The organism is Winogradskyella sp. SYSU M77433, from assembly GCF_029911945.1.
Taxonomy (GTDB): Bacteria; Bacteroidota; Bacteroidia; order Flavobacteriales; family Flavobacteriaceae; genus Winogradskyella.
Genome location: NZ_JARYTG010000002.1, coordinates 51282 through 63112, shown reverse-complemented (window position 1 = coordinate 63112; position 11831 = coordinate 51282). Strand labels below are relative to the sequence as shown.

At 35.5% G+C, this 11831-nt stretch carries 11 protein-coding genes; all 11 read left to right on the top strand.

Annotated features, from left to right (window positions below; all coding sequences use genetic code 11):
- The first annotated feature begins 1 nt into the window (after nt 1).
- The 11 genes from paaD to QGM60_RS03460 all read left to right on the top strand — a co-directional run bounded on the left by paaD (nt 2) and on the right by QGM60_RS03460 (nt 11830).
- Nucleotides 2-490, top strand: a complete 489-nt coding sequence (paaD, locus tag QGM60_RS03510) for a 1,2-phenylacetyl-CoA epoxidase subunit PaaD (RefSeq protein ID WP_281138869.1) — start codon at nt 2-4, stop codon at nt 488-490.
- Nucleotides 487-840, top strand: coding sequence for a VOC family protein (locus tag QGM60_RS03505; RefSeq protein WP_281138868.1), 354 nt, complete (start codon nt 487-489; stop codon nt 838-840). Before paaD ends, QGM60_RS03505 begins: the two co-directional genes overlap by 4 nt.
- A gap of 3 nt (nt 841-843) precedes the next feature.
- Complete coding sequence (locus tag QGM60_RS03500; protein WP_281138867.1) at nt 844-1623, top strand: enoyl-CoA hydratase-related protein; 780 nt, start codon at nt 844-846, stop codon at nt 1621-1623.
- A 39-nt stretch (nt 1624-1662) separates the two neighbouring features.
- Nucleotides 1663-2601, top strand: a complete 939-nt coding sequence (locus tag QGM60_RS03495) for a pyridoxal-phosphate dependent enzyme (protein WP_281138866.1) — start codon at nt 1663-1665, stop codon at nt 2599-2601.
- Nucleotides 2602-2646: 45 nt separating this feature from the next.
- Complete coding sequence (locus tag QGM60_RS03490; RefSeq protein WP_281138865.1) at nt 2647-3822, top strand: 3-hydroxyacyl-CoA dehydrogenase NAD-binding domain-containing protein; 1176 nt, start codon at nt 2647-2649, stop codon at nt 3820-3822.
- Nucleotides 3822-4139: a hypothetical protein gene (locus QGM60_RS03485; protein ID WP_281138864.1), complete on the top strand. Its 318-nt coding sequence runs from the start codon at nt 3822-3824 to the stop codon at nt 4137-4139. Before QGM60_RS03490 ends, QGM60_RS03485 begins: the two co-directional genes overlap by 1 nt.
- 1 nt (nt 4140) lies before the next feature.
- On the top strand, nt 4141-4548 hold the full coding sequence (locus tag QGM60_RS03480) for a hotdog fold thioesterase (protein WP_281138863.1): 408 nt from the start codon (nt 4141-4143) through the stop codon (nt 4546-4548).
- Nucleotides 4549-4583: 35 nt separating this feature from the next.
- Nucleotides 4584-5444: a neutral zinc metallopeptidase gene (locus tag QGM60_RS03475; RefSeq protein ID WP_281138862.1), complete on the top strand. Its 861-nt coding sequence runs from the start codon at nt 4584-4586 to the stop codon at nt 5442-5444.
- An 8-nt stretch (nt 5445-5452) separates the two neighbouring features.
- Entirely contained in the window at nt 5453-6667 is a 1215-nt protein-coding gene (gene pcaF / locus QGM60_RS03470; RefSeq protein WP_281138861.1) for a 3-oxoadipyl-CoA thiolase, read from the top strand.
- Between the two features lie 49 nt (nt 6668-6716).
- On the top strand, nt 6717-9218 hold the full coding sequence (gene paaZ / locus QGM60_RS03465) for a phenylacetic acid degradation bifunctional protein PaaZ (protein WP_281138860.1): 2502 nt from the start codon (nt 6717-6719) through the stop codon (nt 9216-9218).
- Between the two features lie 146 nt (nt 9219-9364).
- A complete protein-coding gene (locus QGM60_RS03460; protein WP_281138859.1) occupies nt 9365-11830 on the top strand; it encodes a hypothetical protein in 2466 nt (821 codons plus the stop codon).
- The last annotated feature ends 1 nt before the right edge of the window (nt 11831 follow it).

Here is an 11831-nt window from a genome sequence, read left to right as displayed (position 1 = left end):
TTTGGGGAAGGTGGATGGGGCTTTGGTCTCAATTCTAGAGTCTATTTCAGACCCAGAAATCCCAGTATTATCCATTATGGATATGGGAGTGGTACGTTCTGCAGTTATCGAAAACAACCTTGTGAAAATCGAAATCACACCAACATACAGCGGCTGTCCTGCAATGGATGTTATCGGAGACGATATCAAACGTGCTATGCAAAAAGCAGGTTATACGGTCGAAGTAGATTTGATTTTACATCCAGCCTGGACAACCGATTGGATTACACCAAGAGGCAGAAAAGCACTCGAAGATTACGGTATCGCAGCACCATTAGATGCTGAGTCGGACAAATCAGTGTTGCTAGAAGGAAAAAAGTTAGTGAAGTGTCCGCAATGCGGAAGCACAAATACAAAAATGATAAGTCAATTTGGTTCAACAGCTTGCAAAGCACAATTTCAGTGCAACGACTGTCAAGAACCATTTGATTATTTTAAATGTTTGAAATGAAGGGATTACGAACAACAATATATAAAGTTGCAAGTTTAAAAGATGCTAAAGAATGGTACTCCAAAGCATTTAAAACACAACCGTATTTTGATGAGCCCTTCTATGTGGGCTTTAATATTGGTGGTTACGAATTAGGATTGTTGCCAGACGAATCTCAAAAAGGTGACAATGTTCTATCATATTGGGGCGTAGAAAATATTCAAGAAGCTTATCAAGAGTTAATTAGCTTAGGAGCTGCTGAACACGAAGCTCCTAATAATGTAGGAGAGGATATTATGGTAGCAACCGTTAAAGATCCTTGGGAGAATATCATAGGAATTATTTATAATCCACATTTCAAATTACCTTAAAATATGAGTTCGATTCAATCGAAAATAGAGAATAACATTGCTTGGCTTCATTTAAATAGACCAGAAGTCTTTAATAGCTTCAACCGCGAAATGGCATTAAAACTTCAATCAGTTTTAGATGACTGCGAAAGCAATCCAGAAGTAAGAGCTATTGTTTTAACTGGAAACGGAAAAGCTTTTTGTGCAGGTCAAGACCTCAAGGAAGTTACTAGTCCGGAACTAAATCCTGGGTTTAAGAAAATTCTAGAAGAGCATTACAATCCAATAATCATCAGAATTAGAAACATTAAGAAACCAGTTATTGGTGCTGTAAATGGTGTAGCGGCAGGAGCAGGAGCTAACATTGCGTTGGCATGTGATATCGTTGTGGCACACGAAAAAGTAAGCTTCATTCAAGCCTTTAGTTTAATTGGTTTGATACCTGATAGCGCAGGAACGTTCTTTTTACCACGATTGATAGGCTTTCAAAAAGCATCAGCTTTAGCGATGTTAGGCGATAAAGTGTCTGCCGATGAAGCCGAAAAAATGGGAATGATTTACAAAGTTTTATCCTTAGAAAGTTTTGAAGAGGAAGTAAATAAGCTAGCCTTAAAACTCGCTAATATGCCAACATTAGCTTTAGGAAAAATTAAGGAAGCTTTCAATCAATCGTTAACCAATGATTTAGAAAGTCAACTAGCATTAGAGTCAAAATTACAAATAGAAGCAGCTCAAACCGAAGATTACGAAGAAGGAGTTTCAGCCTTTGTAGAAAAACGTAAACCAACTTTTAAAGGAAAATAAATTTTTGTCATTCCTGCGTAGGCAGGAATCTTTTTTTGAATGAACAAAGAACTTCTCATACAAACCCACGAAAGAATAAAACCATTTATTCACAAAACACCTATGTTAACATCACAATTATTAGATGAAATAGCAGGTTGTAATGTGTTTTTTAAATGTGAAAACTTTCAGAAAATGGGAGCATTTAAAATGAGAGGTGCAGCAAACGCGATTTTATCCCTTTCCGATGAAGAAAGACAAAAAGGCGTCGTTACACATTCTTCAGGTAATTTTGCTCAAGCTGTTTCATTAGCAGCTAAAAAAATTGGTGTTAAGGCATATATCGTTATGCCAGAAAACGCACCACAAGCTAAAAAGAATGGTGTAAAAACCTATGGTGGTGAAATTATAGAATGTGAGTCAACACCTGAAGCTAGAGAATTCACAGCTATTAAAATTCAGGAAGAAACTAAAGCGTCATTTCTACATCCATCTAATCAAGATAAGGTTATTTTTGGTAATGCAACAGCAGCAATGGAGTTGTTAGAAGAACAGCCTAATCTTGATGTAATTATAGCACCGGTTGGAGGCGGTGGATTGTTGGCAGGTACAGCTTTGGCTGTTAATCAGTTTGCTCCGAATTGTAAAATTATGGGTGCTGAACCTATGGAAGTTGATGATGCTTATCGCTCTTTAAAATCAGGTAAGATTGAAAAAAATGAAAGTACAAATACCATTGCAGATGGTTTAAAAACGTATTTAGGCGATCGTAATTTTCCAATCATAAAAACTTTGGTTGATAAAATTATCAGAGTAGAAGAACAAGAAATTAAAGAGGCAATGCAACTTATTTGGGAACGAATGAAAATAGTTGTAGAGCCATCAAGCGCAGTAGCTTTTGCTGCTGTTTTAAAGAATAAAGAAGAATTTAAGAACAAAAACGTCGGAATCATAATTTCTGGCGGAAATGTAGATTTGACAAATCTTCCCTTTGGATGATTTGTCATCCTGAACTTGTTTCAGGATCTCAATATAAAAACAAATATGAACGTAGGAATAATCGGTTCAGGAACAATGGGAAGTGGCATCGCTCAAGTAGCGGCTACTGCAGGTTGTTCCGTAAAATTATACGATACTAATCAAGCAGCTTTAGATAAAGCTAAAGCAAGTCTTGAAAAAATATTAAGTAGACTCATTGAAAAAGATCGAATAGATACTGAAGAAAAGAAAAGAATTCAATCAAATATCACTTATGTCGATAGCTTAAAAGCGTTAGCAGATTCAAATCTAACGATTGAAGCTATTGTTGAAAATTTGGATATTAAGAAGAAGGTTTTTTCAGAGTTGGAAAGCTATGTTTCGGAAGATTGTATTATCGCTTCTAACACATCTAGTTTATCCATAGCTTCAATAGCATCATCTTTACAAAAACCAGAACGTTGCATCGGAATTCACTTTTTCAATCCAGCACCATTAATGAAATTGGTTGAGGTGATTCCAGCAGTGCAAACCTCAAAAGAAGTTTTAGATAAGTCTGTTGAAACCATAAAGAGTTGGAAGAAAACAGTAGCTGTTGCCAAAGATACGCCAGGATTTATAGTAAACCGTGTGGCACGACCATTTTATGGTGAAGCCTTACGCATTTATGAAGAAGGTATTGCTGATTTTGCTACTATCGATTATAGTTTAAAATCGCTTGGTGGTTTTAGAATGGGACCATTCGAGCTAATGGATTTTATTGGTAATGATGTGAATTATACGGTAACAGAAACGGTATTTACAGCCTTTTATTTTGACCCAAGATACAAACCAAGTTTTACACAAAAACGCTTAAGTGAAGCAGGGTATTTAGGAAGAAAGTCAGGAAAGGGCTATTATGTTTATGATTCTAATGGAAAAATCATAAATAATTGTCATCCTGAACTTGATTTAGGATCTCATCAAGAATTAGCACAAACTATTTTCGATCGTGTCTTAGTCATGCTTATCAACGAAGCTGCAGATGCATTGTTTTTAAATGTTGCTTCTGCTGAAGACATAGACAATGCTATGACGAAAGGAGTTAATTATCCAAAAGGCTTATTGGCTTGGGCAGATGAAAAAGGAATAGATTGGTGTGTTGCAAAAATAGATGAATTATACAACGAGTATCATGAAGAACGTTACCGTTGTAGTCCGTTGTTGCGTAGGATGAATCAAGAAAGAAAGAAATTTTTTTAATGAAAAAAATACTAGACATCAATTTAGATGATAAATTTAAATCTAGTCTTGGGCTTATTATTACTGGAGGGATAGATGCTCAATATTATGGGAAGATAGAATCTGGAAACTATCTTGAGTTTAATACTGGAAGTAGAAAAATCATAAGAAAGATTAAAGGTGTGGACTATTTTCGTCCACCACATTATTTAGATTTAAAAGATGTAAAGACTAGGTTTCTAGGTTTACTGATTGAATGGGAAAATGAAGAAGAACTAAATATGATTATTGAATCAGATATTCTGAGACAAAAAGCTGTAATTTATAAAGGTAATTAGGTTGAAAGGAGAAGATATACCATATAAAATGTTAAGTCAAGACGCTTTTAGTACTTGGCTAGGCATCGAAATTTTAGAATGTGAAATCGGTCGTTGCCGTGTTGCAATGACTGTTAGAAAAGAGATGTTGAATAGTATGGGAAAAGCACACGGAGGCATCAGTTATGCATTAGCAGATACCGCTTTTGGTTTTGCAGCAAATACTCATGGGAAATTTGCAGTTTCCATAGAAACAAGTATTAACCATATTGAAGCTTTAGAAGAAGGCGATTATTTAGTTGCTGAATCAGTGATAGAAAATGTAAAAAACAGATTAGGATTTAATATTGTAGAAGTCAAAAGAGGAGATGAATTAGTAGCCTTATTTAAAGGTGTCGTATATCGTACTCAAAAAGATTGGTCAGAATAATTTTTAAGCTATAAACTAACCAAAATCAAAAAATTATGAAATGGCAAGGCAGAAGAAAAAGTGGTAACCTCGAGGATAGAAGAGGAATGGGAACCAAAGGCAAAGTAGCAGCTGGAGGTGGACTAATTGCAGTTGTTGTAATTCTTTTACAACTCTTTGGCGGTGAAACAGGTCAACAGTTAGCACCAATTATTGAGCAAGTAGGTAGTGGTCAGGTTGCTCAGCAAACTGAGCAAAGAGAATTAACCGATGATGAAAAAGTTATGGTGAATTTCATGGCTACTGTTTTAGCTGATACTGAAGATGTTTGGAATCGCTTATTTATAGAAAATAACTTAGGAGATTACAAAGAGCCTAAAATGGTTTTGTTTACGGATGCCGTAAGTACGGGCTGTGGCAATGCGTCTTCTGCATCTGGCCCATTTTATTGTCCTGCCGATCAAAAAGTATATATGGATTTAGCCTTTTTTGACGAATTAAAAACACGTTTTGGTGCTAAAGGAGGTGATTTTGCTATTGCTTATGTCACTGCTCATGAAATAGGTCATCACATTCAAACATTATTAGGAACTTCTGCTAATGTTCGTCAGTTACAACAACGTGTTAGTCAAACAGAAGCCAATAGATTGTCGGTTGCTCAAGAGTTACAAGCAGATTTTTACGCAGGTGTTTGGGCGAACCACAACAGAAAATATTTACAAGAAGGAGATATAGAAGAAGCTATGAGTGCTGCCAATGCTGTTGGAGATGACGCTATACAGAGACGTATGCGAGGTTCTGTGTCACCAGATAGTTTTACACATGGTACATCAGAGCAACGCATGCAATGGTTTATGAAAGGTTACAGAACAGGAGATATGCGCCAAGGCGATACATTCTCTGCAATTTTGAATTAAAAATAGTTATGAAAGAAGCATATATAATAGACGGAATTAGAACACCAATAGGAAATTACAAAGGCACATTGTCAGCTGTACGTACAGATGATTTGGGTGCTTTAGTTATAAAAGAAATTGTAAAAAGAAATCCAAATATCCCAAAAGAAGCCTATGACGATGTTATTTTGGGTTGTGCTAACCAAGCAGGTGAAGATAACCGTAATGTCGCTAGAATGGCATCGCTTTTGGCAGGCTTACCGTTTTCGGTACCTGGTGAGACCGTAAATAGATTGTGTAGCTCAGGTTTATCGGCTATAATTCATGCCAATAGAGCAATAAAAGCTGGTGATGGAGATCTCTTTATATCTGGTGGTGTGGAAAATATGACTCGCGGACCTTATGTTATTGCAAAACCATCGAGTGCGTTTGGTACCGATGCTAAAATGTACGACAGTAGTTTTGGATGGAGATTTGTAAATCCAAAAATGCACGAAATGTACGGTACGGACGGCATGGGAGTCACTGCTGAAAATCTTGTTGAGAAATATAATATTTCTCGAGAAGATCAAGATGAATTCGCCTATTGGAGCCAGATGAAAGCGTCTAAAGCACAAGAAAACGGTCGTTTGGATAAGGAAATTATTCCTGTTGAAATACCACAGCGTAAAAAAGACCCAATCATTTTTTCAAAAGATGAATTTGTAAAACCAACAACAACAAAAGAAATATTAGGAAAACTTCGACCAGCTTTCAAAAAAGAAGGTGGTAGCGTAACAGCAGGAAATTCATCAGGATTAAACGATGGAGCTGCGGCAACAATTATCGCTTCAGAAGATGCTGTTAAAAAATATAATCTAAAACCATTAGCACGAATAGTAAGTTCTGCAGTGGTTGGTGTAGAACCAAGAATTATGGGTGTAGGCCCTGTAGAAGCGTCCAACAAAGCTTTGGCTAAAGCAGGTCTAATAATGGATGATATCGATATTATTGAATTGAATGAGGCTTTTGCAGCTCAAGCTTTAGCATGTACCAGAGCTTGGGGATTAGATGATAATGATCCTAGAATTAACCCTAATGGAGGCTCAATTGCTATTGGTCATCCACTAGGAGTTACAGGAGCAAGGATTGCCTATTCAGCAGCTTTAGAATTAAAAGAACAGAATAAAAAATATGCATTAGTAACAATGTGTGTTGGTGTCGGACAAGGTTATGCTGCAGTAATTGAACGTGTAAATAATTAAAGATTTGTCATTCCGCACCTGATGCGGAATCTATCATAAAGTTTCAAGTATGAACAAAATACAACACTACGTCCAAGGACAATGGACCACAGGAAAGGAAGAAGGCGCACCGATTTACGACGCCATTACAGGTGAGCATTTTACCAATTGGGCTGTTGAAGGATTAGATATTCCTGAAATTCTTAATTATGGACGTGCAAAAGGAGGAGAAGTTCTACGTAAAATGACCTTTCAAGAGCGTGGTAATATGCTCAAGAAATTAGCGCTTTACCTTACCAAGCGTAAAGAACAATTTTACGATTTAAGTTATAGAACAGGTGCAACTAGAGTTGATAGTTGGATTGATATTGAGGGTGGTTTCGGTAATTTGTTTGCTAACGCTTCATTACGAAAATTGTTTCCAAATCAACCCTTTCATGTTGAAGGCGATCCAATAGATTTATCTCGTGGTGGACGCTTTATGGCGCATCATATCATGGTACCTAAAAAAGGTGTTGCGGTTCATATTAACGCATTTAATTTCCCAGTTTGGGGCATGTTAGAAAAATGTGCGGTTAATTGGATGGCAGGTGTGCCAGCAGTGGTTTTGCCAGCTCCATCGTCGTCATATTTAGCTGAAGCTGTAGCAAGAGAAATTATCAACTCTGGTATATTACCTGAAGGTGCACTTCAAATTATAAACGGAACCGTAAAAACTGTTTTAGACACTGTTGAATCTCAAGATGTTGTAACATTTACAGGCTCAGCAGCAACAGGTAGATTGTTAAAAGCTCATCCAAGATTGATTGAAGAATCTGTACCTTTCACTATGGAAGCTGATTCGTTAAATGCTTCAATTTTGGGTGAAGATGCTGTTCCAGGAACACCAGAGTTTGATTTGTTCATCAAAGAAGTTAGAAATGAAATGACCGTAAAAGCAGGTCAAAAATGTACGGCGATTAGAAGAATTATTGTTCCTGAAAATCTAGTTGAAGACGTTCAGATAGCTTTGGGTAAAGCTTTAGATAAAGTGACTATTGGAGATCCAAGACTCAAAGAGGTCAGAATGGGATCTTTAGTCAGTAAACAACAAGTTGAAGCCGTAAAAAGTTCCATTTCTGATATCAGTAAAGAAGCTGAAATAGTTTATGGAAATTTAGAACATATTGAAGCTATTGGTGCAGATGCCAACAAAGGTGCATTTATAAGTCCTGTAGTTTTTAGAACTGATAATCCATTCCAAAGTAGTGTTGTACACGAACGTGAAGCTTTTGGGCCAGTTAGTACTATTATGCCTTACAAATCAATAGATGAAGCTGTGCAATTGGCTAAAATGGGTAAAGGCTCGCTGGTGTCTTCCATCGCAACATTTGATGATAAAATAGCAACCGATTATGTTGTAAATGCAGCATCTCATCATGGTCGTATTATGGTCATTAATCGTGAAATGGCAAAGCAAAGCACAGGTCACGGTTCGCCTTTACCATATTTGGTTCATGGAGGACCAGGACGCGCTGGAGGTGGTGAAGAAATGGGTGGCATGCGTGGTATAAAACATTATTTACAGCGCACAGCGATTCAAGGTTCTCCAACTACAATTTCAGAAATCACTGGTATATATCAGCAAAATGCGAAATACAAAGAGGCAGAACAGCATCCATTTAAATATCATTGGGAAGATATTCAACCAGGAATGTCAATGAAAACCCATAACAGAACAATTACAGATACCGATATCATTAATTTCTCAAACATTACTTGGGATCATTTTTATGCACATACAGATATTACATCTTTAGATGGAAGTATCTTTGAAAAGCGAACTGCTCATGGGTATTTCATTATATCAGCTGCCGCAGGCTTGTTTGTGTATCCAAATAAAGGTCCTGTGTCTGCCAATTACGGCTTAGAAGAATGTCGTTTTTTACGTCCTCTGTATCATAACGACACTATTTATGTACGTTTAACGTGTAAGCAAAAAGTAGATAGAGATGTCGCATCAGCAGAACATCCTAGCGGAATTGTAAAATGGTATGCCGAAATTTTTGATGCTACAAATGATGAAAAAGTAGCATTTGCAACGGTATTAACAATGGTTCAGAAGAAACAAGAAACTTTTGTTGAAATGACAGAAGAAAAGATTGAAGAACTATTGCTAAAGCTTAAGCCAGATCTAAAACCAAAATGGGGAATCATGACTCCTCAGCATATGATTGAGCATCTAGAATATACATATAAAATCGCTTCAGGTGAAATTCAGGATTTTGAAGTTGCCACATCAGAAAAGATTTTAGATAAAGTTCATGCGAGTTTATACAATTATCAAAAGTTTCCTCAAAATAGTCAGTTTCCACAATTAGAGAAAGATAAATTAGATGATTTAAAACATCCTGATTTAGAAACAGCAATCGAAAAATTTAAGGAACAACGTGAGAAATATTTAGAGTTTTTTAAAGAAAATCCAGATGCTAAATTGAAGAATTTAGTCTTTGGTGAATTGAATCGTTATGAATCATACTTACTCGAAAGAAAACATTTAAACCATCATTTTGAACAATTTGGTTTGTTGTAATTGTTTTTATAGATACTTCATAAAAGCGCTGCCTTTAGGTAGCGTTTTTTGTTTTGTAAGGAGTCTTTAGTTTTTAAAATATACGATATTCATCGTATGTTTTTGCGTAGGATTTACAGCTAGTTTTGGCCATCAAATCTTACTAAATGAAAAATCTAATTATTGTTGTTACATTCTTAGTGGTGTCATTTTGCAGTGCTCAAGGGAAGCATTTTTGGAAAACACAAAATGATAATACACAGATTCAAATATTGGTAAATGACAGCGAAACCAAAGCGGCTGTATTTACAGGAGATTACTTAACGACTTACAATCTGGAGACAGGAAAACCGCTTACATACCATAGTTTTATTTATGATGATGTAATTAAGTATGATAATGGTGAACACATTACATCTTTTGCAGAAGACCTTTCAATAGTCATCATTTCAAATAAAGAGAATTCATTTTGGTCTTTAAATACCGCTAAAAATAAGTTTGAATTACCTGCTCAATACGATAAAAAGTATGCATTCTCAGGTGTTGATTATGAGGGAAATCCAATTCAATATAAAAAAAATGATAAAAGTCTTTATGTCAATCATCCCTCAGATGATGTAGAAATTGCATCTAAAGTTTCAGATTATAAAGACCTTATTGTAAAACCAAGTGGGTTATTCAGTATTTATACTAAAGAGAATGACAGAAACATCTACATTTTTAATCATAAAACACAAAAAACTTCAAAATTTCCTGAAAAGGATTTTGTGTTAGATGTTGCTTCAAATAGAAACATGAATAACGGAAATTATGTTTACGCAACTCAAGGTGACACTTATGCCATTTATGATATTGAAGCCGAAACAATGGAGAAAAGTAAAAAGGCTTTAACCAATTCTAAAGTGCTAGGAAAATTTAAGAATTGTATCAATAACAACTCAGATAACTCAAATGTTTTTAAAACCAAAAACTACTATTTCGTAGTGGAGGTAGATGATGTTTTAAATAATACCAAGCCTTCAGAAATAGCACAAATACCTTACAAGCTTGTGCAGTACAAAATTAATAATTGTGAGAAGATTAATGAGATTAGATTCAGTTTGCCGCTAGAGGATTTTCAAAATAAACATAAAAAGGTTCAAGATCTTATAATAGCCAAAGAGGCAAAAGAACAAGCTGAAATAGCCAAGGAGCAAGAACAAATAGATGCTAAAGCACCTGTCTTTAAATTTCCTGAGTTAGATAAATACGATTGGAAGCTAGGTCAAAACGGTAAATACTTGGCAATAAATAGTGAAGAAGGAGAGCAAATTGCAATTTGGAATCTTGAAACTATGGAACAAGTCTATAATTTTATTAAACCAGCGAGTAAAGATGGTATATATAACTGGCATTTCGATTTTGAAGAAGATAGAGACAATGCGCTTATTATTGGTATGCAAAGACTATCAGGTACGGGAGATTATGCCATAGTTGATAAGAATAAGCATTTAGACGGTAATACCAATATACCGAAGGATAGAGGTTATGTGTCTTATGTAAATGATCGCGAAGTTGGTATGGTAATTTCGAGATATGAAAAGGATAAAAAAGGACATTTAGATTTTGATAAACCATTGTGGGCGCAATATCAATTTATGAATGTAGATACTAAAGAATGGCATTCAAAAAGATTTCCAGAAGCAAAAGGTTTAGACCTCATTCCAGGGCAAAAAATCTTGTTAGTGCAATATGATAAAAAATATGAATTGTATAAATATAAAGATGTTACGTTCAATAATCTTCAGAAAATAGATGAAGTAAAATCTAGCTATCAACAAGTGAAATTCGATTTAAAAAAGCAAGACATCATATATTTTGTTAAACTGACAAAAAGTGGAATTCCAGACAAAGTTTTGGCATACAACATCAACACTAAACAAAGTCATAATTTAGCACCTGATATTGCAAGAAGTCTTAATTACGAAAATAATGTTAGTCATTATGCTCCTGAAATTGTAGACGTAGTTTCTAATGGATTTAAAGCAAAGAAATTAGTAGTTACCAATTTACAAAACAATACCAAAAGCGAAGTGTTTCTTACAGCACAATCAGCTTCTGAAAAGGAAGACCTAGAAGCACAAATAAAAACTTATCACGAGAATGATTTAGAAAGCCAAATAGAATTGGCTGATAAAGGGTTGAAAGACCAAGAGCGTCGCAAAAACATAAACTTCTTTTTTAGCAATTTTGATTTTGTAGGAACAGGAAAACCGTATAGTCTAGACAAGCTTCGCGGAAGAGATTTAAATAGTATTCCTATTGCAAACGAAATTTTAGGACAAACTTGGGGACAAAAAGCAGCTATTGGTAAGATTAAAGATTGCGGATTTACATGGATGCTGTTCTATGTTATCAACGACCCTAATAATACTGATATTCGTGTTGCCAAGGTTAGTAAAGGTGGAGGGCAGCTTATGGGTAAAAAACACTTGTTAAGTGTGCCTATGGTTAATGGGCAAATTGCAGCAAAAACTAATTTTACATTCTTTAAAACAGCTAACGGAGTTCGGTTCGACTATACCAAAACCGACTTAAGAACTGGTAAATCATCTTCTGGTCAAATCGACTGTGGTTGTGATGCCAACTGGTAAT

Excerpts from the sequence above, each read along its gene's own strand:
- QGM60_RS03500 (WP_281138867.1), top strand. The coding sequence starts at position 844 with ATGAGTTCGATTCAATCGAAAATAGAGAATAACATTGCTTGGCTTCAT.
- QGM60_RS03460 (WP_281138859.1), top strand. The coding sequence starts at position 9,365 with ATGAAAAATCTAATTATTGTTGTTACATTCTTAGTGGTGTCATTTTGC.
- QGM60_RS03475 (WP_281138862.1), top strand. The coding sequence starts at position 4,584 with ATGAAATGGCAAGGCAGAAGAAAAAGTGGTAACCTCGAGGATAGAAGA.
- pcaF (WP_281138861.1), top strand. The coding sequence starts at position 5,453 with ATGAAAGAAGCATATATAATAGACGGAATTAGAACACCAATAGGAAAT.
- QGM60_RS03495 (WP_281138866.1), top strand. The coding sequence starts at position 1,663 with ATGAACAAAGAACTTCTCATACAAACCCACGAAAGAATAAAACCATTT.
- paaZ (WP_281138860.1), top strand. The coding sequence starts at position 6,717 with ATGAACAAAATACAACACTACGTCCAAGGACAATGGACCACAGGAAAG.
- QGM60_RS03505 (WP_281138868.1), top strand. The coding sequence starts at position 487 with ATGAAGGGATTACGAACAACAATATATAAAGTTGCAAGTTTAAAAGAT.
- QGM60_RS03485 (WP_281138864.1), top strand. The coding sequence starts at position 3,822 with ATGAAAAAAATACTAGACATCAATTTAGATGATAAATTTAAATCTAGT.
- QGM60_RS03490 (WP_281138865.1), top strand. The coding sequence starts at position 2,647 with ATGAACGTAGGAATAATCGGTTCAGGAACAATGGGAAGTGGCATCGCT.